This window comes from Streptomyces sp. NPDC044003 (assembly GCF_056435185.1).
The window spans coordinates 1,102,482-1,126,434 of sequence record NZ_JBWKFA010000002.1; the positions used below are offsets into that span (position 1 = coordinate 1,102,482).

Below are 23,953 nucleotides of genomic sequence, written 5' to 3' on the forward strand. Positions count from 1 at the left end.
CGTTCTCCTTCCTCCCTCCCCCCTTCCCCCCCCCCCCCCCCCCCCCCCCCCCCCCCCCCCCCCCCCCCCCCCCCCCCCCCCGCGCCGTGTCCACCGGATCCGCACGTTGGGGAGGAACTGGTTAACGTCCGGGGAATTGAAGGCCGTTGGGGTTCCCGACGAGGATCTACGCGCGTCATCATCACAGCCATGCGAATCCCCCCTCGATTCACCCTCGCCGGCGGTGTCGCCACCGCCCTCCTCTCCTCCCTCCTCCTCGGCGCCCCGGCCACCGCCGCGCCCGCCCCCGCACCCGTCGCCGCCGTGTCCTCGCTCGCGGCGACCGCGTCCGTCGGGGACATCTGCTACTCGGACCTGCCCAGCCAGGCGTACGACACCCTGCGCCTGATCGACGCGGGCGGCCCCTTCCCGTACAGCCAGGACGGCTCCGTCTTCCAGAACCGCGAAGGCGTCCTGCCGGCCCACAGCTACGGCTACTACCACGAGTACACGGTGAAGACCCCGGGCATCGACACCCGCGGCGCCCGCCGGATCGTCACCGGGAACGCGGTGGACGAGGACTACTACACCTCCGACCACTACGCCACGTTCGACCTCATCGACTACGCCTGCTGACCCCCACCGTCAGCCGCGGCGCGGGGTCGTCCACTCCAGGCGGGTCCTGACCCGCCGGTCGTGGACGTGCTCCAGGGCGGCCAGCGCCGTCTCCCGCGCCGCGCCGTCCGCCTCCCCGTCCGCGAGGATCGACGCCAGCGCGTCGACGGCGCGCGGGTCCTGACGGATCGCGAGCCCGCGCGCCGCCTCCGCCGCGGTCTCCGGATCGGTGTCGCCGAGCCGCTCCGCGAGCCCCTCCCGTACGAGAGGGGTGTCGTCGGGCAGCTCGGCGAGCGCCAGCGTCGCCCAGTCCCGCACCCGGGCGTCGCCGTCCCGGCTCAGCGCCAGCACCACCCCGAGCGCCTCGACGTGCCCGGCCGGCACGATCCCGGCGAGGGCCGCCGCGACCGCCCGGCGCACCACCGCGTCGGGATGCCCGGCCGCCGCGAGCAGTTCGGGCACGGCGGCCGCGTCCGCGCACTCCCCGAGCGCGATCGCCGCCGAGAGCAGCGGTTCCCGCGCCGGGGGCACCGCCTCCGCCGCGAGACGGCGCAGGACCGGCACCGCGCTCGGGCCGAAGCCGGGCAGCGCGCCGAGCACCCGCGCGCCGAGGGCCCGGCGCAGCGGATCCCGGTAGGCGCACCACCCGGCCGCCGCCACGAAGGTCTCCTCGTCGGCCCGGCCCGCCAGTTCGGCCACCGCCGTCGTCCAGTCGTCGAGCTCGGGGTCGCCGCCGTGCAGCGCCCGTGCCGCGAGCTCCTCGTGCGGGGTGCGCAGGCCGAGCGCCGCCTCCAGGAGCGTGGCGATCGCCGCGTGACCGGTGCCCCGGTCGTCGCCGCGCCCGGGCGCGCCGTTCTCCCGCAGGAGTTCGACGCACACCGTGATCCCGCCGTCCTCCCGGATCCGCCGGACGACCGCCTCGTACGTCTGCCCGCCCTCGTTCCCGGCGACGAGCCCGCGCCGCAGCTCGGCCGCGATGTCGGCACCGATCCACCGCCGGGCCTCCCGCAGCGCGGCCTCCCGGGCCTGTGCCCCGTGGTCGAGGAGCGCCCGCACACAGCCGCTGGAGCCGCGCCGGGCGGCGGCGACGAGCGGGAGGAGCCCGTCGGGTCCCGGCCGGTCCGGGTCGGCGCCGTGCTCCAGGAGGACCCGGGCCGTGTCGGCGTGGCCGAGGCGGAGCGCCCAGGCGAGGGCGGTGAAGCCGTACGACTCCTCCTGGTCGGCCGCCGCGCCCGCCGCGAGCAGCGCCCGCACCACCTCGGCGTACCCGCCGCAGGCCGCGCCGCACAGCGGCAGGTCGCCGTCGTCCTCGCCGCTGCGCCGGCCCGGGTCGGCCCCGGCGGCGAGCAGCACCCGCACGATTCCGGCCTCGCCGTCGACGGCAGCCCGGTACAGGGCGGTCTCCCCGTCCTCCCGGCCCTCGGGATCGGCTCCGTCCCGCAGGGCGCGTACGGCCCCGTTCTCGTCCCCGTGGCGGATGGCGTCGAACAACGTGCTCATGCCCCGACCCTGACGCGCCGTCGGTGCGTGGCGCAAATCGCTTCGCGTGTCGAGGTGTGCGTCGACGGGTCAGGGAGCGCACTCCAGGACCGAGCCGCACACTCCGCACCGGGCCCGCAGCGCCTGCCCCGCCGGGACCCGCAGGCGCTGGGCGCAGACCGGGCAGTGGAAGGAGACGCCGGTCGCCGGAGCGCCGCCCTCGAAGGCGTACGGGGCGTCCTCGGAGGCCCGGCCCCGGCGCCGCTGCACGGCGTACCGGCGGCGCTCGGCCCAGCCCGCCCCGGCGAGCGGCGGCGCGGTCCGCTCCCGCGCGGCCTCCGCCCGGCCCCGTACCCATGCCTCGTACGCCACCGCGCTGGTGAACCACGGCGAGGGGTCCTCGCCGAAGACCTCGGCCCGCTTGGCGAGGACGTAGCCGAACTCCTCCGGGGTCAGATAGCCGAGCTTCTGGCTCTCGACGCCGTCCCGCCGGTACGCGTCGAGCAGCAGCCAGCCGGCGCCCAGATAGGTGGTGGTCACATCGGTGAGGACCTCGTTCTCCGCGGTGGAGGGGAAGCCGAGGCCGAGCCGGTGCAGCAGGACGTGGGTGATCTCGTGGGCGAGGGCCGCGCCGATGTCCCTGCGGCGGGTCCGGAAGCGGTCGTTGAGCTCCACGAAGTACTCGGGGCCCGCGGTGAGCTCGACGGCCGCCGCGTGCTCCATGGGCCGGAAGCTCACCACGATGCGCGCCTCGGGCAGCCTCAGGTGCCGGACGAGGGTGTGGGCCACCCGCTGGGCGCCGAGATGAAGGTCCTCGTCGTCGCCCAGGGCCACGTCGGCGGCGGTCACGCAGGCCGGGTAGCGGTGCACGCCGTCGGGGGAGAGGCGGCGGTAGAGCGCGGTGAGCGAGGCCCGCACGACGGCGCGGTGCGGGAAGCCGTGGATGACACGGTCGGCCTCATGACGGTTCTGCATGCCGGATCCCCCCTCCTCTCCACTGTACGGTCCCCCCACCGGATCTGGCCGAAAAGGCTTTCTTGTGGCGGCAGTTGAGCGCTGTCCATAATCCGGACGTGCCTTGACGGGCGCATGTCACCGATTCCCGCCGGTGCCGTCACCCGTCCGGGCCGACCCCCCACGAGAGAAGGAAGACACGTGAAGCAGCAGAACCGCATGGTCCGTGCCCTCCAGAAGCTGGCAGCCGCCGGCGCCGTCGTCCTGGCGGCCGTCAGCCTCCAGCCCACCACCACCGCCTCCGCCGCCCCGGCCCCCGTGGTCGGCGGCACCCGCGCCGCCCAGGGCGAGTTCCCCTGGATGGTCAGGCTCTCCATGGGCTGCGGCGGCTCCCTGATCACCCCTCAGATCGTCCTCACCGCCGCCCACTGTGTGAGCGGCTCCGGCAACAACACCAGCATCACCGCCACCGCCGGAGTCGTGGACCTCCAGTCCAGCAGCGCCATCAAGGTCCGGTCGACCAAGGTCCTGCAGGCCCCCGGCTACAACGGCCAGGGCAAGGACTGGGCGCTGATCAAGCTCGCCAGCCCGATCACCTCGCTGCCCAACCTGAAGATCGCCGACACCACCGCGTACAACAGCGGCACCTTCACCGTGGCCGGCTGGGGCGCCGCCCGCGAGGGCGGGTCGCAGCAGCGCTACCTGCTCAAGGCGAACGTCCCGTTCGTCTCCGACGCCTCCTGCCAGTCCGCCTACGGCAGCGACCTGGTCCCGGCCGAGGAGATCTGCGCCGGCTACAGCCAGGGCGGGGTCGACACCTGCCAGGGCGACTCCGGCGGCCCCATGTTCCGCAAGGACAACAACGGCGCCTGGATCCAGGTCGGCATCGTGAGCTGGGGCGAGGGCTGCGCGCGGGCCGGCTACCCCGGCGTCTACACGGAGGTCTCGACCTTCGCCGCCGCGATCACGTCGGCCGCGGCCACGCTGTAGCCGCTCGCCCCTGAACGGGTGCCCCGGAGCGGCCTCGGCTCCGGGGCACCTTCACGTGTTCAGAGGACGTCCAGCTCCACCGAGGACGGCGCCCCGCCCTCCAGCTCCAGGACCCACACCTCGTTCGCGCCCTCCCGCAGCACCGGGCCCGGCACGAACAGCGCCTCCTGCGGGCCCGCCGCCCAGTAGCGGCCCAGGCAGAAGCCGTTCATCCACACGAAGCCGCGGGTCGAGCCCGGCAGCCGCAGCCACGCGTCGCCCGCGCCCGTCACGTCGAGCGCGCCCCGGTACAGGCCGGGGCCCGGCTCCGCCGGCACCGACGCGAACGGCACCTTGCCGACCGCCGCCGCCTCGAAGGCGTCGAGCCGCAGCCCCCGGGCCCGTACCCCGTGCAGAAACTGCCGCTCGTGCCGTACGCCCCCGGTGATCCCCTTCGGCTCAGCCAGCCGCGGCCCGTAGTTGACCCGGCCGAGAGACTCCACCCACAGGTCCACGAGCGCGGGACCCGCCACCGGCCCGGGAAGGACGGCGTCCTCCCCGGCCGAGGTGTCCAGCACCCCCGCCGGCCGCCCGTCCACGTACACCACGGCCCGGTCCCGCAGCCCCGTCACGCCCAGCGGGTACGGCTGCCGGGGCCCCGGCACCGCCACCCGGTAGCGGACCAGACCCCGGTCCACGCCCAGCTCCTCGAAGGCCGGCGGCATCGGCGTCACCGTCTCCTCGCCGCCGAGCACCTCCAGGACCCCGTCCAGCGGCGCCCAGCCGTCGAGCGCGCAGGACACCGGCGCCCCGAGCCGGGCCGGCGGCTCCGGCAGCTCCGGCAGCGGCCCCTCCGCGTACTCCGCGAGCACCTCGCGGAAGGCCCGGAACTTCTCCGTCGGCCGCCCCGCCTCGTCGATCGGCGCGTCGTAGTCGTACGAGGTCACCGTCGGCCGCAGGGGACCGTCGTGCAGCTCGCCGTCCCGGTTCGCGCCCGCCCAGCCGCCGAAGTTCGTCCCGCCGTGCGCCATGTACACATTGACCGAGGCCCCGCACTCCAGGATCTCCCGCAGCGCCGCCGCCGCGTCCGCCGCGTCCCGCACGGAGTGCTCCGTGCCCCAGTGGTCGAACCAGCCGCACCAGAACTCCATGCACATCAGCGGCCCCGACGGCTGGTGCCGCCGCAGCGTCGCGAAGCCCTCCCGCGCGCCCGAGCCGAAGTTCGCCGTCGCGAGCACCCCCGGCACCGAACCGCCCGTCAGCATGTGGTCCTCGGGCCCGTCCGAGGTGAACAGCGGCACGCTCACCCCGCAGCCCCGCAGCAGCTCCGTCAGCCACTCCAGATAGCCCCGGTCGCTCCCGTAACTCCCGTACTCGTTCTCCACCTGCACCAGGACCACCGGCCCGCCCCGGTCCACCTGCCGCTCCACCACCTGCGGGAGCAGCCGCCGGAACCAGGCCTCCACCGGCGCCAGGAACTCCGGGTCCAAGGTCCGCACCCGCCGCCCGAGCGGCCCGGTCAGCCAGTGCGGAAGCCCGCCGTTCTCCCACTCGGCGCAGATGTACGGACCGGGGCGCACGATCGCCCGCATCCCGGCCCGCCCCACCGCGTCCAGGAACCGCCCGAGCGCCTCCACGTCCGCGTACCGGCCGGGCTCCGGCTCGTGCAGGTTCCACGGCACGTACGTCTCGACGCAGTCGAGGCCCATCGCGCGCAGCATCCCGAGCCGGTGCTCCCAGTGCCCCTCGTGCACCCGGAAGTAGTGCAGCGCCCCCGAGAGCAGCCGCACCGGCCGCCCGTCGAGCAGAAAGTCCTCGTCACCCACAGCGAACGTGCTCATGGCCTCACCCTGACCCTCTGGCGGCGGCGCGGTCCATGGACAAAGATCGTCGCAGTTTGGACGTTAGAGAGAGCGGGCCGCGCGATGTACCACACCTGGATGCGTTACTTCACGCCCGGCCCCGTCCACCACCGCCTCGGCCTCGTCTGCCTCGGCGTCGGACTCCAGCACGGCACCCTGCCCACCGTCGGCCCGCGCACCCTCGACCACCACGTCGCCGTCGTCGTCTCCGCCGGCGGCGGCTGGTACCGGGGCGCCGACGGGCGCCGCACCACCGTCACCGCCCCCGCCCTCCTCTGGCTCACCCCCGGCACCCCCCACCACTACGCCGCCGACCCCGCCACCGGCTGGGACGAGGCCTTCGTCGACTTCACCGGACCCGCCACCACCACCTACACCGAACTCGGCTACATCGAGCCCGACCGGCCCGTCGTCCCCCTCTCCGACGCCGCCCCCGCCCGCGCCGCCATCGGCCGCATCGCCCGCGCCGCCCGCCCCGGCAACCCCCTCCTGGAGGTCGAGACCGGCGCCGCCGTCCACGAACTCCTCGTCGCCCTGCGCCGGGCCCGCGCCGACACCAACGCCGAGGGCGACCCCGTCCTCGCCGCCCTCGCCCGCGACGCCTTCCAGCCGCTCTCCGTCGCCGACCACGCCGCCCGGCACGGCATGACCGCCGCCGAGCTGCGCACCGCCGTCCGCCGCGCCGCCGGATGCAGCCCCAAGGACTACCTGCTCACCGTCCGCCTCGGCCGCGCCAAGGAGCTCCTCGCCGCCACCGAGCTGCCCGTCGCCGCCGTCGCCCGCCGCGTCGGCTACGACGACCCCGCCTACTTCTCCCGGCTCTTCACCCGCCGCGTCGGCACCGCGCCCATCCGTTTCCGCGAACAGCAGGGGCGGTCCGTGCACGGCGGCTGGAGCAACGTCGTTCCGGATCCCGAACACCCGCCCACGATCCTCCCGAGATCCGTCTAAGCTCGCAGATCATGAGCGACACCAGCGGCACCAGTGCTATCGACCCGTCCGTCATCGCCGAACTGACCCGGCTGCGCGAAAGCATCGACAACATCGACGCCGCCGTCGTGCACATGCTCGCCGAGCGCTTCAAGTGCACCCAGCAGGTCGGCGTCCTCAAGGCCGAGCACCAGCTACCGCCCGCCGACCCCGCCCGCGAGTCCCGCCAGATCGCCCGGCTGCGGGAACTCGCCGAGAGCGCGAAACTGGACCCGGCCTTCGCGGAGAAACTCCTCAACTTCATCATCGCCGAGGTCATCCGGCACCACGAGACGATTGCGGACGGAGCACGCTGATGGGCCGCGTCACGGTCTTCACCCTCGGAGGGACCATCTCCGCACGAGGCGGTGACGCCGCCCGCATGACCGGCCGGGAGGTCCTCGCCGGGCTCGGCGCCCCCGAGGACGTCGAGCTGCGGGACTTCCGCCGGGTCCCCAGCTCCACCCTCTCCTTCGAGGACCTCGCGGCCCTCGCCGACGAGGTCCGCAAGGCCGTCGCCGACGGCTCCGGCGTGGTCGTCGTCCAGGGCACCGACACCCTGGAGGAGACCGCCTTCCTCCTCGACCTGCTCTGCACCACCGAGCAGCCGATCGCCGTCACCGGCGCCATGCGCCGCCCCGACCTGCCCGGCGCCGACGGCCCCGCCAACCTCGCCGCCGCGCTCGCCGTCGCCGCCGACCCCGCCTGCCGGAACCTCGGCGTCCTCGTCGTCCTCGCCGACGAGATCCACGCCGCCCGCCTCGCCCGCAAGACCCACACCACCTCCATCGCCACCTTCGCCTCACCCGGCGCCGGACCCCTCGGCACCGTCGTCGAGGGCGAACCCCGGATCCTGCTCCGCCCCGCCGCCCCCACCGCGCTCTGCCCGCTGAAGCTCGACCCCTCCGTACGCATCGCCCTGCTGACCCTCTCCCTCGGCGACCGCGGCGAACTCCTCGACGCCGTCGACGACCGCTTCCAGGGCCTCGTCGTCGCCGCCTTCGGCGCCGGACACGTCCCCGCCCCGCTCGTCGAACCCCTCGCCGAGATCGCCGGCCGCATCCCCGTCGTCCTGGCCTCCCGCACGGGCGGCGGCGCGACCCTCTCGCACACCTACCGCGGCCCCGGCTCCGAGTACGACCTGCTGCACCACGGACTGATCCCCGCCGGCCCGCTCGACCCCGCCAAGGCCCGGATCCTGCTCCACACCCTGGTCTCCAGCGGCGCCGCGGGACCGACCGGCTACGACCGCCCCCGCATCGCCGCCGCCTTCACCCACCTGAACGGCTCCGGCCTCGCCTGAGCCGGGTACACCCCCTGCCCCGGCCGAGAGTGATCGGGCAGCATAGGGCCCATGTCCGTACTGACGCGCGACGAAGCGCAGACCCGTGCCCAGCTCCTCGACGTCCACCACTACCGCGTGGACCTCGACCTCACCACCGGCGACGAGACCTTCGGGTCCCGGAGCCTGATCCGCTTCACGGCCCGCGCCGCGGGGGACACCTTCGTCGACCTCAAGCCCGAGACGCTCCGCTCCGCCCTCCTCGACGGCGAGCCCCTCGACGTCACCACCCTCGACGGCAACCGGCTCCCGCTGACCCTCACCGAGGGCGAGCACACCCTGCGCATCAGCACCACCATGCGGTACTCCCGCACCGGCGAGGGCATGCACCGCTTCACCGACCCCACGGACGGCGAGTCGTACGTCTACACCCAGCTGTTCATGGAGGACGTCCAGCGCGTCTTCGCCGCCTTCGACCAGCCCGACCTGAAGGCCGTCTTCGAGCTGAGCGTCAAGGCCCCCGAGGGCTGGACCGTCCTCTCCAACGGCATCACCGAACAGCAGGAGGACGGCCGCTGGCAGGCCGCCCCCACCCCGCTGCTCTCCACCTACTTCGTCTGCGTCGCCGCCGGCCCCTGGCACACCATCCGCACCGAGCACGCGGGACTGCCCTTCGGCATCCACTGCCGCCGCTCCCTCGCCGCCCACCTCGACGCCGACGCCGACGAGATCCTCGCCGTCACCAAGGCCTGCTACGACCGCTACCACGAGAAGTTCGACGAGCCCTACCCCTTCGACTCGTACGACCAGGCCTTCGTCCCCGAGTTCAACGCCGGCGCCATGGAGAACCCCGGACTCGTCACCTTCCGCGACGAGTTCGTCTTCCGCTCCGCCGTCACCGTCACCGAGCGCCAGACCCGCGCCATGGTCATCGCCCACGAGATGGCCCACATGTGGTTCGGCGACCTCGTCACCCTGCGCTGGTGGGACGACATCTGGCTGAACGAGTCCTTCGCCGAGTACATGGGCTTCCAGACCGTCAACGAGGCCTGCTCCGACCTCTTCCCCGACACCTGGATCGACTTCGGCGTCACCCGCAAGGCCTGGGGATACGAGGCCGACCAGCGCCCCTCCACCCACCCCGTCGCCCCCGACCCGGAGGCCGTCCCCGACACCGCCTCCGCCCTCCTCAACTTCGACGGCATCTCCTACGCCAAGGGCGCCTCCGCCCTGCGCCAGCTCGTCACCTGGCTCGGCGAGAAGGACTTCCTCGCCGGCATCAACATCCACTTCAAGCGCCACAAGTTCGGCAACGCCACCCTCGCCGACTTCATCGACAACCTCGCCGCCGCCACCGACCGCGACGTCCACGGCTGGGCCGAGCAGTGGCTGCGCACGACGGGCGTCGACACGCTCAAGCCACGCGTCGAGGGCGAGGGCCTCGACTGGAAGCTCACGGTCGACCGCGCCGGCAGCCGACCGCACCGGATCAGCGTCGGCGTCTACGACCGGGACGCCCTCGACGCCCCCGTCCTGCGAGAGCGGCACGAGATCGACGTCCCGCAGGAGGCGCCGCTCGATCTGACCGGCCCCCGCCCCGCCCTGGTCGCCCTCAACGAGCAGGACCTCACCTACGCCAAGGTGCGCTTCGACGAGACCTCCGAGTACACGGTCCTGTGGGCGCTGTCCGACATCCCCGACGCGGTCACCCGCGCCGTCGTCTGGAACAGCCTGCGCGACATGGTCCGCGACGGTGAACTGGAGCCCGCCACCTACCTGGAGGCCGCGCACGCCCACCTGCCCCAGGAGACCGAACTCGCCCTGGTCCAGGGCGTCCTCGGCTTCGCCCGCACCCAGATCGCCGACCGGTACGTGACCGAGGAGGAGCGCCCGGCCGCGCTCGCCACCATCGGCGAGATCGCCCGCGCACTCCTTCGCCGCACCGAGGACGGCGAGGAGCCCGGACTGCGCCTCACCGCCGTCCGCGCCTGCATCGACAGCGCCACCACCCCCGACAAGATCGCCTCCTGGCTCGACGAGGGCACCGTCCACGGCGGCCCCGAGCTCGACCCCGAACTGCGCTGGCGGATCCTCGCCCGGCTCGCCGTCCTCGGCGCCACCGACGAGACCGTGATCGCCGCCGAACTGGAGCGGGACCCGAGCGCCACCGGCCAGGAAGGCGCCGCCCGCTGCCGGGCCGCCCTCCCGGACCCGGCGGCGAAGGCCGCCGCCTGGTCGGCGCTCTTCGAGTCCGACGCCCTCTCCAACTACCTCTTCACCGCCACCGCCCAGGGCTTCTGGCAGCCCGAACAGGCCGAGCTCGTACGGGAGTACGTGCCGCGCTTCTACGCGGACGCCGTCGCGCTCGGCGACCGCCGGGGCCCCGCGATGGCAGAGGCCGCCGGCCGCTACGCCTTCCCCGGGTACGCGATCGACGCCGACTCCCTGGCCCTGGGCGAGTCCCACCTCGCGGACGACGAGATGATCCCGGCCCTCCACCGCAAGCTCGTCGACCAGCTCGACGACCTGCGCCGGGCACTGCGCGTGCGCGGCTAGGGGTGTCTTGGGCCTTCTCGGATCAGACCGGACCGGACGTCCAGTCCCAGCCCGTCAGCGCCGCGTGCATCAGGCGCGCGGCGCCCGCCGGGCGGCCGTCGGCGTACCGGAGCAGGGTGAGGGTACGCCGGCAGTCGGGGCTGTCCACGGCGATCCAGGCGACGGGGGCGCGGGTGGCGCTGCGCCGGGCCATGTCCGGGATGAGGCCGATCCCGAGCCCGGCGGCCACCAGGATCGCGGTGGCGCTGGGCTCGTCGCCCTCGCAGACGATCCTCGGGGGAGCCAGGCCGTTCCCCGCGAAGAGCCGGTCCAGGAGCCTGCGCTGCCAGTGGCCCGTGCGGGTGGTGACGAAGGGCTCGCCGGCGAGCTCGCCGACGGTCACCGAGGCGCGGCCCGCCAGCGGGTGGTCGAGCGGCGCGACCACCCACACCGCCTCGTCGAGCAGCCGGACCGCCTCCAGGCCCTCCGGCGCGAACGGCTGCGAGGCCACACAGAGGTCGATCTCCTGGCTGCGCAGGCCGCGGGTCATCTCCTCGGCGGCCATCTGATGGAGTTCGACCTCGACGCCGGGGTGGGCCCGCTTGAACACCCCCAGCGGCCCGGTCAGGGTCAGGAAGGTCTCCGAGGCCAGCCGTACGGTGCCGAAGTCCCCGCCCGTGATCGCGGCGACGGCCCGGCGTCCCGCGTCGAGCTCCCCGAGGGAACGCTCGACGTGCCGGAGGAAGACCTTCCCGGCGTCGTTCAGCCGGAGCCGGCCGACCCGGTCGAACAGGGGCGTGCCCAGCTCGCTCTCCAGCCTGGCGACGGTACGGCTCAACGACGGCTGGGCCACGCGGAGTTCCTCGGCCGCGCGGCTGAGGTGCTCCAGGCGGGCCACGACGACGAACTGCCTGAGCGCGTGGAGATCCATCATGCCCCCAGGGACATCACCCGATAACGGTATTGATCTTGGACAGGATATCGGCCGGGCCATAGCGTCGTGAGGGTTCCCGCACCGACAACAAGGGGGAGGGCACGCCATGTTGAGAGGCGTGTGGCGGGCCGTCGTCACGGCGCACGTGGTGGCGGTCTTCGGTCAGCCGGTGTTCGCCGGCGTCTATCTGAGTGGCGACTTCGACGGCCTCGGCATGCACGGGGTGGGCGCCGACGTCGTCACCTCGCTCTGCCTCGTGCAGCTCGTCGTCGCGATCGTGGTCTGGGCGCGGCTGCGCCGCTCCTGGCCGTTCTCCGTCACGCTGGCCCTCGCGGTCGCCGAGACGGCGCAGTACTTCGCGGGGACGGCCGGGGCGCTGTGGCTGCACATCCCCCTGGGCGTGTTCACCGTCGCGGCCGTCGTCGTGCTGTTCACCGCGGTGTGGCTGCGGCCGCTGGAGCGCCGGGAGGCCACCGGGCGGGAGGCCGTCGATGCCTGAGCTGACGAGGCGCCGGGTCCTGGCCGTCGGCGGGGCGCTCGGGCTCATGGCGGCCGGCGGACTGACGGCCGCGGCCGGACTGTCCCGCCGACCGGCGGTCACGGGCGCGGAACTCCGCAGCGGGGTACCGCTGCCGGCTCCGTTCCGGGTGCCGCTGCCCCTGCCCGCCGTCGCGAAGCCGGTCGCGACGTCGGGCGGCGCGGACCGCTACGAGATCGTCCAGCGCGAGGTGACGGCGGAGATCCTTCCCGGGGTGCAGACACGACTGTGGACGTACGGGGGGACCTTCCCCGGCCCCACGATCGAGTCGCGGCGCGGCCGCCCGGTCACGGTCTCCCACCGCAACGAACTGCCCGTGCCGACGGTCGTGCACCTGCACGGCGGGCGCACACCGGCGGCGTCGGACGGGTACCCGACGGACCTGGTGCTGCCGGAGGGCTGGAGCGGTCACGGCGGCGGTCACGGCGGCGGCCACGGGGGACACGGATCGGGTCATGTCATGCACGACCCCCGGGCGGTGACGACCGAACTCACCCGGGACTACACCTTCCCGCTGGACCAGCGGCCGACGCTGCTCTGGTACCACGACCACCGGATGGACTTCACCGCCCCGGCGATCTGGCGCGGCCTCGCCGGACTGCACCTCGTGCGCGACGACGCCGAGGAGGCCCTCGGACTGCCGTCGGGGCCGCGTGAACTGCCGCTGATGATCACAGACCGGGCGTTCGCCGCCGACGGCAGCCTCGACTACCCGTCCCTGGACCCCACGCTGCGGGGCAGCCCGGGCGTCCGCGAGCCCTACCTGGCCGGCGTCCTCGGCGACGTCATCCTCGTCAACGGCGCCCCCTGGCCCGTGCACGAGGTCGACGCGGCCCGCTACCGGCTGCGCCTCCTCAACGCGTCGAACGCCCGGCACTACGAGCTGGCGTTCGTCGACGAGGGCGACGGACGCATGGTCGAGTTCGTCCAGATCGGCGCCGACCAGGGTCTGCTCGCGGCACCGGTGAAGCACTCCACCCTGCCCTTCGCCCCGGCCGAACGCTACGACGTGGTCGTCGACTTCTCGCGCCTTCCGGTCGGCACGCTGGTCAAACTCGTCAACCGCCTGGGCTCCGGCCGCACGCGTGACGTCATGGCCTTCAGGGTCGTGCGCAAGGCGGCCGACGACAGCCGGGTCCCGGCTGTCCTCTCGACCGACCTCCCGACGTGGCGGCGCTCGGAGGCGGTCCGGGTCCGCGACTTCTCCTTCCGCGCGGGACGCATGGGCGAGGACGACCGGCACGGCTGGCTGATCGGCGGCCTCCCCTTCGACCCGGCCCGCCCGGACGTGACCGTCCGCCTGGGCGACGTGGAGATCTGGCGCCTGGTCGCGGACGTCCACCACCCCGTCCACCTCCACCTGACGGGCTTCCGCGTCCTCTCCCGGGGCGGCGAGGCGCCACTGCCGCACGACGCGGGCCTGAAGGACACGGTGTCCCTCCGGCCGGGCGAATCGGCGGAGATCATCACGCGGTGGGAGGGCTATCGGGGCCGGTACCTCTTCCACTGCCACAACGCGGAACACGAGGACATGGGCATGATGGCCAACCTCGAGGTGACCTGACGCCCACCCCGTTGTGCCCACCCGTTCCACTCGGGCGGCGCCCACGCCCACCCCGTTGTGGGCGTGCGTCCCTCAGGGGCGGTGCCCACCCGCCCGGACGGCGCCCGCCCCGTTGTGGGCAGGCGTTCCGCAAGGGGCGGAACGGGTGGGCACAACGGACCCGCGCCCTGCCGGCGCCAGAGGCTTCGGTGCCCTGACCCGCACCGCGTTGTGGGCCGCCGCTGATGGTGCGGGTCCAGGCGCGGAAGGCGGAGGCGCCGCTAAAGGGCGCCGTCCCGTGTGCCCACCCGTCCCGCCCCAGCGGGACGATTGCCCACACGGGGGTGGGCCGGGGCACCGCCCTCCAGGGCGCGGGGCCCACACGGCGGCGGGCCGAGGCACCACCCTCCAGGGCGCGGGCCCACACCACGGGTAGGCGCCGTCCAGCAAGGCGGCTCGGGTCACCCCCCCGCGTCCCCCGTTCGGGTCACGTCCGCGGACTCCCCGGACAGCACCCCGCAGGGCCCGGCACCCTGTCGTCCATGCGTGCCGCACCCCCGCCCCTCGCCGCCGACCCCGCCGCCCTGAGCCGGCTCCTCGGCGCGGCCCTCGACGCCCTCCGTGAAGGGGCGCAGGTCAGGGGCGGCCCTCTGCCGGCGGGGGGCCCGGAGGCCGTGGCCCGCCGGCTCGCCGCGGCGCTCGGAGCCGTACTCCCCGACACCGGCACCGGACCGGACGAGGCCCTCCGTACCCTCGTGCGGGCCCTCGCGGAGGGCGCCGCCGACCCCGCCCACCCCCTCTGCGCCGCCCACCTCCACACCCCGCCCCTCGCGCTCGCCGCGGCCGCCGATCTGGCCGCCTCCGCGCTCAACCCGTCCATGGACTCCTGGGACCAGGCGCCCGCGGCCTCCGCCCTGGAGGCCGAGGTCACGGCGGCCCTGGCCGCCGAGGTCTTCCCGGCCGCGCCCCACCCCGACGCCCTGGTCACCACGGGCGGCACCGAGTCCAACCAGCTCGCGCTGCTCCTCGCCCGGGAGCGGCACGGTGCCGGACTGCGGATCGTGGTCGGCGCCAACGCCCACCACTCCTTCCGCCGCGCCGCCTGGCTTCTCGGCCTGCGGGAGCCGGTGACCGTGCCCACCCCGACAGGGGCCATGGACCCGGCGGCCCTCGCCGAGGCCCTGGACCGAGGGACAGGGCCCGTTCTCGTCGCCGCCACGGCCGGCACCACCGACGAGGGCCTGATCGACCCGCTCCCCGCGATCGCCGGGGTCTGCGCGGCCCACGGCGCGGAGCTGCACGTCGACGCCGCGTACGGCGGGCCCGTCCTCTTCAGCCGTACCCACCGACGGCTCCTCGACGGCCTCGACCGGGCCCGTACCGTCACCGTCGACCTGCACAAACTCGGCTGGCAGCCGGCCGCCGCGGGACTCCTCGCCGTACGCGACACCGCCGACCTCGCCGTCCTCGGCCACACCGCCGACTACCTCAACGCCGACGACGACACCGAGGCCGGGCTCCCCGACCTCCTCGGCCGCTCCCTGCGCACCACCCGCCGCCCCGACGTCCTCAAGACCGCCGTGACCCTCCGGGCCCTGGGCCGCACCGGCCTCGGCGCGCTCGTCGACGCGTGCATGGACCTCGCCCAGGACCTCGCCGACCTGGTGGAGAAAGCCCCCGGCCTCGACCTCAGGGGACGCCCCACCCTCACCACCGTCCTCTTCCGGCCCACCGGCGCCGACGACGAGGCCGTCGCCGCGATCCGCCGCAGCCTCCTCGCCGAGGGCCGCGCCGTCCTCGGCCGGGCGAAGGCCGACGGCCGCCTCTGGCTCAAGGCCACCCTGCTCAACCCCCACACCACCCCCGGCGATCTCGCCGAGATCCTCACCCTCGTGGAAGGCAGCGCGCACCGATGACCGGCAGCACCCCCCAGCAGGACCTCGATCAGCCCCACGACCTGGTGGGCGTCGGCATCGGCCCCTTCAACCTCTCGCTCGCCGCCCTCGCGCACGGCGTCCCCGGCGGCCTCGACGCCACCTTCTACGAGCAGCGGCCGGCCTTCCACTGGCACCCGGGGCTCCTCCTCGACGGCGCCACCCTCCAGGTCCCCTTCCTCGCCGACCTGGTGACCCTCGCCGACCCGGCCAGCCCCTGGACCTTCCTCAACTACCTGAAGAGCCGCGAGCGTCTCTTCCCCTTCTACTTCGCCGAGAAGTTCCACATCCAGCGCGCCGAGTACGACGCCTACTGCCGCTGGGTCAGCGAGCGGCTCCCCGGCCTCCACTTCGGCCACCAGGTCGACTCCGTCCGCTGGAACCCCGAGCGCCGCCTCTTCGAAGTCGACTTCACCCAGGTCGACCCGGAGGGCGAGGCCGAGGCCCTGGGCCGCGCCTACACCCGCAACGTCGTGCTGGGCGTCGGCACCGAGCCGTACGTCCCCGAGCCGCTCCGCCCGCTCGCCGACGCCCCCGGCGTGCCCGTCATCCACTCCGCCGACTACCTCACCCACCGCGAGACGCTCCTGCGCGCCGGGCACATCACCGTCATCGGCTCCGGCCAGTCCGGCGCCGAGGTCTTCCTCGACCTGCTCCGCGCCCGCCCCGCCGGAGCCGAGCGCATCCACTGGCTGGCCCGCACCGAGGCCTTCGCCCCCATGGAGTACTCCAAGCTCGGCCTGGAGCACTTCACCCCCGACTACACCCGCTACTTCCACGCCCTGCCCGAGCCGGTGCGCGGCGAACTCGTGCCCCGCCAGTGGCAGTTGCACAAGGGCATCGACGCGGAGACCATCGCCGCCATCCACGACGAGCTCTACCGCCGCACCCTGCACGGCGGCTGGCCCGACGCCGTCCTCACCCCCGGCGTCCGGGTCCGCACGGCGGGCCGGGTCGCCACCACCCAGGTCGAACTGCACCTGGAGCACGTGCAGCAGTCCACCCGCTCGCGGCTCACCACCGACGCCGTCGTCCTCGCGACCGGCTACCGGGAGCGCCCGGTGGACCGGATGCTCGCCGGACTCGACCCGTACCTGCGGCACGACTCGGCCGGGCGGGCGCGGGTCGACGAGCGGTACCGGCTGGTCCTCGACCCCTCCGTCACCGGCTCCGTGTACGTCCAGAACGCCGAGCGCCACACCCATGGCGTCGGCGCCCCCGACCTGGGCCTCGCGGCCTGGCGCAGCGCGGTCATCCTCAACTCGGTCACCGGCAAGGAGCCGTACCCGCTGCCGCGCCGCACCGCCTTCACCAGCTTCGGCCTGGAGACGCGAGAGGCGCCGAGCATCCCGGCCCAGGACCGGAAGCTGACGCCTCTCGTGCAGCAGTAGGAAGGGGGACTAGAAGACCGGCACGCCGTCCCGGGTCAGCTTCCAGTCCACCGACGCGAAGGTGCCCGGGTCGACCGTCCCCTTGGCCTTCACCCACTGGATGATGGTGTTGCGGATCTCGTCCGAGTTCGCCCACAGCTGCTGGGCCTTGGCCACGTGCGGGAAGGCGCCGCCGCCGGACGCGCGGTAGTTGTTGACCGCGAGGACGAACTGCGCGGCCGGGTCGAGCGGCTTGCCCTGGAAGGACAGGCCGGTGATCCGCGAGCCGACCGGCTTGGCGATGTCGATGTCGTAGGTCAGACCAAACACGGCGTCGTAGTTGTAGTCCGGCGTGCTGTCGGCGTTCGTGAGCTTCGCGGTGTCGACGGGCGCGCCCGCCGGGGTCTGGACGTAGTACTTCGCCGAGTACTCCAGGTAGTCCTTCAGCTGGGCGCCCGTCATCAGTCGGGCCTCCAGGGTGTTCTCGAAGGGGTAGAGACCGGCGGCGTCCTTGATGCTGATCTCGCCGGCCGGGATCCGGGCCGTGCGGGAGAAGCAGGAGGCCTGCGAGAGCACCGGAAGTCCGGCGTACGCGCCGCCCGCGAGGGCCGCCTTCACCGTCTCGGCCTGGACGACGTTGATCAGGTCGATGATCGGCTCGTCCTTCCAGGGCGCGTCGGCCGTGGTCATGGCCGCCGTGGAGGTGCCGATGACCTGGTTGACGTACGCGACGACCTTCTTGTGCTCGTCCACGAGCAGCCCGGTGATCTCCGGGTCCTCGGCGACCGTGTTGGAGTTGAGGACCTGCGCGCCGGCCTTCTCGACCACCCAGCGGCCCTTCTCCCACACCAGGTCGAAGGAGAAGAGGGTGAGGCGCTGGCCCCACTTCAGCGGCTCGGACAGGACGACGTCCTTGCCGGTCTCCTTGTTCTTCACCCGGTACTCGGGGATCTCGGTGTGCGCGTGGCCGACGAGGATCGCGTCGATGCCCGGCACCTGCTCGGCGACGAGCCCGGCGGCGTTCTCGATGTACGGGAGCTGGTCACCGTACGAGGAGGTGCCGGAGGAGCCGGAGTGCGCCGAGACGACCACGACGTCGGCGCCCATGGAGCGCAGCTTCGGCACCCACTTGGCCGCCTGCTCCTCCAGGCCGGGGAAGACCATCCTGCCGGTGACGTTCGCCTTGTCCCAGATGGCGATGCCCGGGTTGGTCAGGCCCAGGACCGCGACCTTGACGTCCCTGCCGTGCGGGGTGCGCAGACAGTGCATGCTGTACGGCGCGAAGGCCGGGCGCAGGGTCTTGGCGTCGAGCGCGTTGGCGCCGAGCAGCGGGAAGTCGCACTGCTCCTCGAACTTCCGGAGCACCGGGATGCCGTAGTTGAACTCGTGGTTGCCGAGCGCGGCGGCGTCGTAGCCGATGGCGTTCATGGCCTGGGCCATGGGGTGGACGGGGCCGCCGGTCTGCGTGATCGGGTCGACCTTGGCGTAGTAGTACGACAGCTGGGTGCCCTGGATGGTGTCACCGGCGTCGATGAGGAGCGTGTTCTCCTCGCCCTTCTCCGCGCGCACCTGGTTCACCAGGGTGGAGATCTTGGCGAGGCCGACGTCGTTGTGCGCCTTGTCGTCGAACTCCTTGTCCGTGAAGTAGTCCCAGTTGAAGACGTTTCCGTGCAGGTCGGTGGTGCCCATCACGGTGAACGAGTACCGCTTGGCCGGCCGGGGGCGGGCCTGGTCGGCCTCGGCAGGGGCGGCGACCCCGGCGGTGAGAGCGACTCCGGCTCCGACGGCGGCGGAGCTCTCCAAGAAGGCCCGGCGGTTCAGCGGCATGTGTTTCTCCCCTTGATTCGGCGCCTGCCATGGCGCACAACGCGCGTAGATTCTGGCTCAGACCGCACCGTCGCAACAGCCCTTCCGGGTTACGGAGTGGGAAAGTGTTCGGTATGACACATCCACACCCCACCCCCGACGCACCCCAGGTGACGGTCCGTGGCGAAGGACGCCTGGAGGTCGAGCCGGAGTTCGCCCGGATCTGGGTGACGGTCTCCGCCCGGGGTACGGACCGCGCGGAGACGCTCGCCGACCTCACCCGCCGCAACGCGCGGGTGCTCGACCTGGTGAAGGCGCTCGGCGACGCGGTCGAGAAGCTGGAGACGGGCAGCTTCTCGCTCTCCCCGGAGCTGACCCGGAAGGGACGCGGGGAGCGCGTGCACGCCTATACGGGCCGGGTACGGGTCACGGTCGAGCTGACCGACTTCACCGCGCTCGGCGAGCTGGTGACCCGGCTCGCCGACCTGGAGATGACGAGCGTCGACGGCCCGTGGTGGGACCTGCGGCCGGCCTCTCCGGCGTACGCGGAGGCGCGCCGGCGCGCGGTCGAGGAGGCGGTGCAGCGGGCCCGGGCCTACGCGGAGGCGCTCGGCGCCTCGCTCGCCTCACTCCTCGAACTGTCGGACGCCGGGCTCGCCGAGCCGCTGCGGCCGAGGCGCGCCGGCTTCGGCGCGGCGGCCGTGGCCTACTCGGCGGAGGCGGTCGGCGAGGCGCCGCCGCTCGACCTCGAACCGCAGCGGCAGACGGTCACGGCCGAGGTCGTGGCGCGGTTCACGATGAGCCCGCCCGCACTCTGAGACGGGCGGCTCGGGGGCGCGAAAATCGCTCATCGGAGCACGCCGGTGCACAGATTCAAGACTTGTCAACAAGCTTTCATGCAAAGGTTGTTGAGTAGTCATGCCGAGCCAATTTCCTACTGATGGGTAAGGCCTAGGCTCGCCTCATGCGCCGAGCGAAAATCGTTTGTACCCTTGGGCCCGCCACCGAAACATACGACCAGATCAAGGCGTTGATCGAGGCCGGAATGGACGTGGCCCGCTTCAACCTCAGCCACGGCAGCTACGCCGAGCACGAGGAGCGCTATCAGCGCGTCCGCAAAGCCGCTGACGAGACCGGCCGCAGCGTCGGGGTCCTCGCCGACCTTCAAGGCCCGAAGATCCGCCTCGGCCGCTTCCGTGAGGGGCCCGTACTCCTTGAACGCGGAGACGAGTTCACCATCACCGTCGAGCCGCGGGAGGGCGACCGCCACGGCTGCGGGACGACCTACGCCGGCCTCGCCGGGGACGTGACCCCGGGTGAGCGCATCCTCGTCGACGACGGCCGCGTCACCCTGGAGGTCAGCTCCGTCGACGGCCCGCGGGTGCGCACCCGCGTGATCGAGGGCGGCATGGTCTCCGACCACAAGGGCCTCAACCTGCCCGGGGTCGCCGTCTCCGTCCCCGCCCTCTCCGAGAAGGACATCGAGGACCTGCGCTGGGCGCTGCGCACCGGCGCCGACGTCATCGCCCTCTCCTTCGTCCGCAGCGCCCGCGACATCGACGACGTGCACCGGATCATGGACGAGGAGGGCCGCCGACTCCCCGTCATCGCCAAGATCGAGAAGCCGCAGGCCGTCGAGAACATCGACGAGATCGTCGCCGCGTTCGACGGCATCATGGTCGCCCGCGGCGACCTGGGCGTCGAGATGCCGCTGGAGCAGGTGCCGATCGTCCAGAAGCGCGCCGTGAAGCTGGCCAAGCGCAACGCCAAGCCGGTCATCGTCGCCACCCAGATGCTCGACTCGATGATCGACAACTCCCGCCCCACGCGCGCCGAGGCGAGCGACGTGGCGAACGCGGTCATCGACGGCACCGACGCCGTGATGCTCTCCGGCGAGACCAGCGTCGGCCGCTACCCGATCGAGACGGTCCGCACCATGAGCCGGATCGTCGAGGCCGCGGAGGAGGACATCCTCGCCAAGGGCCTCCCGCCGCTCACCGAGCGGAACAAGCCCCGCACCCAGGGCGGTGCCGTGGCCCGCGCGGCCGCCGAGATGGGCGACTTCCTGGGCGCCAAGTTCCTGGTGGCGTTCACCCAGTCCGGCGACACGGTCAAGCGGCTCTCCCGCTACCGCTCGCCGATCCCGCTCCTCGCCTTCACGCCGGACCCGGCGACCCGCTCCCAGCTCAACCTGACCTGGGGCGTCGAGACCTTCCTCGGCCCGCACGTGGACTCCACGGACGCGATGGTGGCCCAGGTCGACGAGGAGCTGCTGCGGATCGGCCGCTGCCGACCGGGCGACATCGTGGTCATCACGGCGGGCTCCCCGCCGGGCGTCGCGGGCTCCACGAACCTCGTCCGTGTCCACCACATCGGAGAACCACTCGCCTAGGGCCTAGGGTCTCAATCCTTGGAATCAAAGGTAAAGTGCCCCGGGTGGGATTCGAACCCACGCTGTATGGTGTTTGAGACCACTGCCTCTTCCGCTGGGCTACCGGGGCATCCTTCGAAACGAAGGTCGGTGATCACCCGCCGTGCCCCTACCTTACAGGAGGTAGGTAGGCTCATGGGGAGCTGTATCCGCCTCGGAACGAGGCCATGGAACGAGGAGCCCGCGTGACCGCCCCCGAGTCGCCCCAGCCCGCCGACGACGCCGAGGCGTCGCACGTCCCGCCGCTGACGACCCGCGTCGTCATCGCCGAGGACGAGGCCCTCATCCGCCTCGACCTCAAAGAGATGCTGGAAGAAGAGGGCTACACGGTCGTCGGCGAGGCCGGCGACGGTCAGCGGGCCGTCGAGCTCGCCCGCGAGCACCGCCCCGACCTCGTCATCCTCGACGTGAAGATGCCCGTCCTCGACGGCATCTCGGCCGCCGAGAAGATCGCCGGCGAGTCCATCGCCCCGGTCCTCATGCTGACCGCCTTCTCGCAGCGCGAGCTCGTCGAGCGGGCCCGGGACGCCGGCGCCATGGCGTACCTGGTGAAGCCCTTCAGCAAGAGCGACGTGGTCCCGGCCATCGAGATGGCCGTCTCCCGCTTCGCCGAGCTCCGCGCCCTGGAGAAGGAGGTCGCCGACCTCTCCCAGCGCCTGGAGACCCGCAAGCTCGTCGACCGCGCCAAGTCGATCCTGCAGACCCAGTACGGCCTGACGGAGCCCGCGGCCTTCCGCTGGATCCAGAAGACCTCGATGGACCGCCGCATGTCGATGCAGCAGGTCGCCGAGGCCGTCATCGAGGACGCCGAGGAGAAGAAGGCGGCCAAGGGGCAGTAACCGCCCCCCGTTCCGTACACGAGAAGGCCCGCCCCACGACCTTGTGGGGCGGGCCTCCTCGTAACTGTGACCGGTCCTACTCCTCGCCGAGGTACGTCTTGCGGACGTCGTCGTTCACGAGCAGGTCCCGGCCGGTGCCGGACAGCTTCATCGTGCCGACCTCCAGGACGTACCCGTAGTCCGCGAGGGAGAGTGCGGCCTGCGCGTTCTGCTCGATGAGCAGGATCGTCATGCCCTCGGACTTCAGCGTCGCGATGGTCTCCATGATCTTCTGCATCATGATCGGGGAGAGGCCCATCGAGGGCTCGTCCAGCATCAGCAGCTTGGGGCGGGACATCAGGGCCCTGCCCATCGCCAGCATCTGCTGCTCACCGCCGGAGAGGGTGCCCGCGGCCTGCTTGCGACGCTCGCCCAGGATCGGGAAGAGGTCGTAGGACTTCTGGATGTCCTGGTCGATCCCGTCCTTGTCCTTGCGGAGGAAGGCGCCGAGCTGGAGGTTCTCCTCGATGGTGAGCCGGGGGAAGATGTGCCGGCCCTCGGGGGAGTGCGCCAGACCGAGCGACACCACCTTGTGGGCCGGGATGCTGCTGAGCGACTGGCCGTCGAAGGTGATCTTGCCGGACGCCGGCTTGAGCAGACCGGAGAGGGTGCGCAGGGTCGTGGTCTTGCCGGCGCCGTTGGTGCCGATCAGGGCGACGACCTGGCCCGCCTCGACGGAGAAGGAGATGCCCTTGACGGCCTCGATCTTGCCGTAGGCGACCCTGAGGTCCTCGACCTCCAGAAGTGCGGTCACTTGGAGTCTCCTTCGGTGGTGCTGTCCGCGTCGGCGGCCGGAGCCTCGTCGGCGGGGGTGTCGTCGGAGCCCTCGGCGTCGTCCGCCTCGTCGGCGCCGTCCGCCTCGTCGGCGCCGTCCGCCTCGTCGGCGCCGTCCGCCTCGTCGGCGTCGGCGTCGGCGTCGGTGTCGGCGTCGTCCGCCTCGTCGGCGTCGGCGTCGGCCTCGGGAGCGGCCTCTTCCGTGGCCGGCTCCTGTACGGCCTCGGTGGGCTCCTCGGCGGTGTGGGCCTCGGTGGCCTCGACCTCCGCAGCCTCCTCCGCGCCCGGAGCGCCCTCGTACGGCGTACCGAGGTACGCGGCGACGACACGCTCGTCGCCCTGGACGACCTCGGACGTGCCCTCGACGAGCTTCTCGCCCTGGACGAGGACGGCGACCCGGTCGCACAGCTTGAAGATGAACTTCATGTCGTGCTCGATGACCAGGACGGCGATGCCGAGGTCGCGGATCGCGAAGACCAGCTCCTCCGTCGTACGGGTCTCGCTCTGGTTCATGCCGGCCGTCGGCTCGTCGAGCAGCAGCAGGCCGGGGTCGCTGGCGAGCGCGCGGGCGATCTCCAGCTTGCGCTGCTCGCCGTACGGCAGGTTGCGCGCCAGGTGCTCCGCCTTGTTCGCGAGGCCCACGAACTCCAGGAGTTCCATGGCCCGTTCGCGCGAGGCGGCCTCCGCCTTCTTGAAGCCGGGACCGCGCAGGAGCGCGGACCACAGGCCCTCCTTGGTCCGGGTGTGGCGTCCGACGAGGACGTTCTCCAGGACCGTCATGTTGGAGAAGAGGCGGATGTTCTGGAAGGTACGGGCGATGCCGGCCTGGGTGACCAGGTGCGGCTTCGGCGGCAGGACCGTCCCCTTGAAGCTGACCTGGCCCTCGGTCGGGACGTACAGGCCGGTCAGGCAGTTGAAGAAGGTGGTCTTGCCGGCGCCGTTGGGGCCGATGAGGCCGACGATCTCGCCCTCGCGGACGGTCAGGTCGACGCCGCGGACGGCGGTCAGGCCGCCGAAGCGCATGGTGACGCCGCTGGCTTCGAGGACCGGGGCGGCCGTGATGGTGCCCGTGGTGGTTTCGGTGGTGGTGGTCGTCATGTC

General features: G+C 72.9%; 20 protein-coding genes and 1 tRNA gene. 13 read left to right on the plus strand and 8 right to left on the minus strand.

What is annotated here, in order from left to right; all coding sequences use genetic code 11:
- Positions 1 to 189 precede the first annotated feature (189 nt).
- Entirely contained in the window at positions 190 to 615 is a 426-nt protein-coding gene (locus AC07AW_RS11655; RefSeq protein ID WP_478815226.1) for a guanyl-specific ribonuclease, read from the plus strand.
- A gap of 9 nt (positions 616 to 624) precedes the next feature.
- Here the strand turns inward: AC07AW_RS11655 and AC07AW_RS11660 are convergent, their stop codons facing one another.
- Both AC07AW_RS11660 and AC07AW_RS11665 read right to left on the minus strand, forming a co-directional pair.
- Positions 625 to 2,094 (minus strand): ankyrin repeat domain-containing protein, encoded by a 1,470-nt coding sequence (locus tag AC07AW_RS11660; RefSeq protein ID WP_478815227.1) that lies wholly within the window; start codon positions 2,092 to 2,094, stop codon positions 625 to 627.
- 69 nt (positions 2,095 to 2,163) lie between these two features.
- On the minus strand, positions 2,164 to 3,048 hold the full coding sequence (locus tag AC07AW_RS11665) for a hypothetical protein (protein WP_478815228.1): 885 nt from the start codon (positions 3,046 to 3,048) through the stop codon (positions 2,164 to 2,166).
- 198 nt (positions 3,049 to 3,246) lie between these two features.
- On the opposite strand from AC07AW_RS11665, the gene AC07AW_RS11670 reads away from it, so the two are divergent.
- Positions 3,247 to 4,017 (plus strand): S1 family peptidase, encoded by a 771-nt coding sequence (locus AC07AW_RS11670; protein ID WP_478815339.1) that lies wholly within the window; start codon positions 3,247 to 3,249, stop codon positions 4,015 to 4,017.
- A 59-nt stretch (positions 4,018 to 4,076) separates the two neighbouring features.
- Here the strand turns inward: AC07AW_RS11670 and AC07AW_RS11675 are convergent, their stop codons facing one another.
- The gene (locus AC07AW_RS11675) at positions 4,077 to 5,837 is read right to left on the minus strand and encodes a glycoside hydrolase family 35 protein (protein ID WP_478815229.1); all 1,761 of its coding nucleotides are present in this window, start codon (positions 5,835 to 5,837) and stop codon (positions 4,077 to 4,079) included.
- An 84-nt stretch (positions 5,838 to 5,921) separates the two neighbouring features.
- Between AC07AW_RS11675 and AC07AW_RS11680 the strand changes: the two genes are divergently transcribed.
- The 4 genes from AC07AW_RS11680 to pepN are packed head-to-tail and all read left to right on the plus strand — an operon-like array spanning position 5,922 to position 10,665.
- Positions 5,922 to 6,809, plus strand: coding sequence for a helix-turn-helix transcriptional regulator (locus AC07AW_RS11680; protein WP_478815230.1), 888 nt, complete (start codon positions 5,922 to 5,924; stop codon positions 6,807 to 6,809).
- 11 nt (positions 6,810 to 6,820) lie between these two features.
- Complete coding sequence (locus AC07AW_RS11685; RefSeq protein ID WP_478815231.1) at positions 6,821 to 7,144, plus strand: chorismate mutase; 324 nt, start codon at positions 6,821 to 6,823, stop codon at positions 7,142 to 7,144.
- Positions 7,144 to 8,130: an asparaginase gene (locus AC07AW_RS11690; RefSeq protein ID WP_478815232.1), complete on the plus strand. Its 987-nt coding sequence runs from the start codon at positions 7,144 to 7,146 to the stop codon at positions 8,128 to 8,130. Before AC07AW_RS11685 ends, AC07AW_RS11690 begins: the two co-directional genes overlap by 1 nt.
- Positions 8,131 to 8,181: 51 nt before the next feature.
- The gene (pepN, locus tag AC07AW_RS11695; RefSeq protein ID WP_478815233.1) at positions 8,182 to 10,665 is read left to right on the plus strand and encodes an aminopeptidase N; all 2,484 of its coding nucleotides are present in this window, start codon (positions 8,182 to 8,184) and stop codon (positions 10,663 to 10,665) included.
- Between the two features lie 22 nt (positions 10,666 to 10,687).
- Here the strand turns inward: pepN and AC07AW_RS11700 are convergent, their stop codons facing one another.
- On the minus strand, positions 10,688 to 11,578 hold the full coding sequence (locus AC07AW_RS11700; RefSeq protein WP_478815234.1) for a LysR family transcriptional regulator: 891 nt from the start codon (positions 11,576 to 11,578) through the stop codon (positions 10,688 to 10,690).
- 106 nt (positions 11,579 to 11,684) lie between these two features.
- Between AC07AW_RS11700 and AC07AW_RS11705 the strand changes: the two genes are divergently transcribed.
- The 4 genes from AC07AW_RS11705 (at position 11,685) to AC07AW_RS11720 (ending at position 16,984) form a co-directional block, all read left to right on the plus strand.
- Positions 11,685 to 12,077 (plus strand): hypothetical protein, encoded by a 393-nt coding sequence (locus AC07AW_RS11705; protein ID WP_478815235.1) that lies wholly within the window; start codon positions 11,685 to 11,687, stop codon positions 12,075 to 12,077.
- Positions 12,070 to 13,680 (plus strand): multicopper oxidase family protein, encoded by a 1,611-nt coding sequence (locus AC07AW_RS11710; protein WP_478815236.1) that lies wholly within the window; start codon positions 12,070 to 12,072, stop codon positions 13,678 to 13,680. Before AC07AW_RS11705 ends, AC07AW_RS11710 begins: the two co-directional genes overlap by 8 nt.
- Before the next feature lie 521 nt (positions 13,681 to 14,201).
- Positions 14,202 to 15,575, plus strand: a complete 1,374-nt coding sequence (locus AC07AW_RS11715) for a pyridoxal phosphate-dependent decarboxylase family protein (RefSeq protein WP_478815237.1) — start codon at positions 14,202 to 14,204, stop codon at positions 15,573 to 15,575.
- On the plus strand, positions 15,572 to 16,984 hold the full coding sequence (locus AC07AW_RS11720; RefSeq protein ID WP_478815238.1) for a lysine N(6)-hydroxylase/L-ornithine N(5)-oxygenase family protein: 1,413 nt from the start codon (positions 15,572 to 15,574) through the stop codon (positions 16,982 to 16,984). The genes AC07AW_RS11715 and AC07AW_RS11720 overlap by 4 nt, the downstream gene beginning before the upstream one ends.
- Positions 16,985 to 16,993: 9 nt before the next feature.
- Here AC07AW_RS11720 and AC07AW_RS11725 read toward each other — a convergent pair whose 3' ends face one another.
- Positions 16,994 to 18,790 (minus strand): bifunctional metallophosphatase/5'-nucleotidase, encoded by a 1,797-nt coding sequence (locus tag AC07AW_RS11725; RefSeq protein ID WP_478815239.1) that lies wholly within the window; start codon positions 18,788 to 18,790, stop codon positions 16,994 to 16,996.
- Between the two features lie 113 nt (positions 18,791 to 18,903).
- Here AC07AW_RS11725 and AC07AW_RS11730 point away from each other — a divergent pair, with 113 nt between their 5' ends.
- Both AC07AW_RS11730 and pyk read left to right on the plus strand, forming a co-directional pair.
- The gene (locus tag AC07AW_RS11730; protein WP_478815240.1) at positions 18,904 to 19,587 is read left to right on the plus strand and encodes an SIMPL domain-containing protein; all 684 of its coding nucleotides are present in this window, start codon (positions 18,904 to 18,906) and stop codon (positions 19,585 to 19,587) included.
- 146 nt (positions 19,588 to 19,733) lie between these two features.
- Positions 19,734 to 21,161, plus strand: coding sequence for a pyruvate kinase (gene pyk / locus AC07AW_RS11735; protein ID WP_478815241.1), 1,428 nt, complete (start codon positions 19,734 to 19,736; stop codon positions 21,159 to 21,161).
- 36 nt (positions 21,162 to 21,197) lie between these two features.
- On the opposite strand, the gene AC07AW_RS11740 is transcribed toward pyk, so the two are convergent.
- Positions 21,198 to 21,270: transfer RNA gene (locus AC07AW_RS11740), tRNA-Leu, on the minus strand.
- 115 nt (positions 21,271 to 21,385) lie between these two features.
- Between AC07AW_RS11740 and AC07AW_RS11745 the strand changes: the two genes are divergently transcribed.
- Positions 21,386 to 22,039, plus strand: coding sequence for an ANTAR domain-containing response regulator (locus tag AC07AW_RS11745; protein WP_453522638.1), 654 nt, complete (start codon positions 21,386 to 21,388; stop codon positions 22,037 to 22,039).
- A gap of 76 nt (positions 22,040 to 22,115) precedes the next feature.
- Here the strand turns inward: AC07AW_RS11745 and AC07AW_RS11750 are convergent, their stop codons facing one another.
- Together AC07AW_RS11750 and AC07AW_RS11755 are read right to left on the minus strand one after the other, a co-directional pair.
- Positions 22,116 to 22,832, minus strand: coding sequence for an ABC transporter ATP-binding protein (locus AC07AW_RS11750; protein WP_478815242.1), 717 nt, complete (start codon positions 22,830 to 22,832; stop codon positions 22,116 to 22,118).
- Positions 22,829 to 23,950: an ABC transporter ATP-binding protein gene (locus tag AC07AW_RS11755; RefSeq protein WP_478815340.1), complete on the minus strand. Its 1,122-nt coding sequence runs from the start codon at positions 23,948 to 23,950 to the stop codon at positions 22,829 to 22,831. The genes AC07AW_RS11750 and AC07AW_RS11755 overlap by 4 nt, the downstream gene beginning before the upstream one ends.
- Positions 23,951 to 23,953 lie beyond the last annotated feature (3 nt).

Bases quoted from the DNA above. Each gene is read 5' to 3' on its own strand.
- AC07AW_RS11730 (WP_478815240.1), top strand. From the start codon at position 18,904: ATGACACATCCACACCCCACCCCCGACGCACCCCAGGTGACGGTCCGT.
- AC07AW_RS11755 (WP_478815340.1), bottom strand. From the start codon at position 23,950: ATGACGACCACCACCACCGAAACCACCACGGGCACCATCACGGCCGCC.
- AC07AW_RS11700 (WP_478815234.1), bottom strand. From the start codon at position 11,578: ATGATGGATCTCCACGCGCTCAGGCAGTTCGTCGTCGTGGCCCGCCTG.
- AC07AW_RS11660 (WP_478815227.1), bottom strand. From the start codon at position 2,094: ATGAGCACGTTGTTCGACGCCATCCGCCACGGGGACGAGAACGGGGCC.
- pyk (WP_478815241.1), top strand. From the start codon at position 19,734: ATGCGCCGAGCGAAAATCGTTTGTACCCTTGGGCCCGCCACCGAAACA.
- AC07AW_RS11690 (WP_478815232.1), top strand. From the start codon at position 7,144: ATGGGCCGCGTCACGGTCTTCACCCTCGGAGGGACCATCTCCGCACGA.
- AC07AW_RS11675 (WP_478815229.1), bottom strand. From the start codon at position 5,837: ATGAGCACGTTCGCTGTGGGTGACGAGGACTTTCTGCTCGACGGGCGG.
- AC07AW_RS11685 (WP_478815231.1), top strand. From the start codon at position 6,821: ATGAGCGACACCAGCGGCACCAGTGCTATCGACCCGTCCGTCATCGCC.
- pepN (WP_478815233.1), top strand. From the start codon at position 8,182: ATGTCCGTACTGACGCGCGACGAAGCGCAGACCCGTGCCCAGCTCCTC.
- AC07AW_RS11710 (WP_478815236.1), top strand. From the start codon at position 12,070: ATGCCTGAGCTGACGAGGCGCCGGGTCCTGGCCGTCGGCGGGGCGCTC.
- AC07AW_RS11655 (WP_478815226.1), top strand. From the start codon at position 190: ATGCGAATCCCCCCTCGATTCACCCTCGCCGGCGGTGTCGCCACCGCC.
- AC07AW_RS11705 (WP_478815235.1), top strand. From the start codon at position 11,685: ATGTTGAGAGGCGTGTGGCGGGCCGTCGTCACGGCGCACGTGGTGGCG.
- AC07AW_RS11670 (WP_478815339.1), top strand. From the start codon at position 3,247: ATGGTCCGTGCCCTCCAGAAGCTGGCAGCCGCCGGCGCCGTCGTCCTG.
- AC07AW_RS11725 (WP_478815239.1), bottom strand. From the start codon at position 18,790: ATGCCGCTGAACCGCCGGGCCTTCTTGGAGAGCTCCGCCGCCGTCGGA.
- AC07AW_RS11680 (WP_478815230.1), top strand. From the start codon at position 5,922: ATGTACCACACCTGGATGCGTTACTTCACGCCCGGCCCCGTCCACCAC.
- AC07AW_RS11715 (WP_478815237.1), top strand. From the start codon at position 14,202: ATGCGTGCCGCACCCCCGCCCCTCGCCGCCGACCCCGCCGCCCTGAGC.
- AC07AW_RS11720 (WP_478815238.1), top strand. From the start codon at position 15,572: ATGACCGGCAGCACCCCCCAGCAGGACCTCGATCAGCCCCACGACCTG.
- AC07AW_RS11665 (WP_478815228.1), bottom strand. From the start codon at position 3,048: ATGCAGAACCGTCATGAGGCCGACCGTGTCATCCACGGCTTCCCGCAC.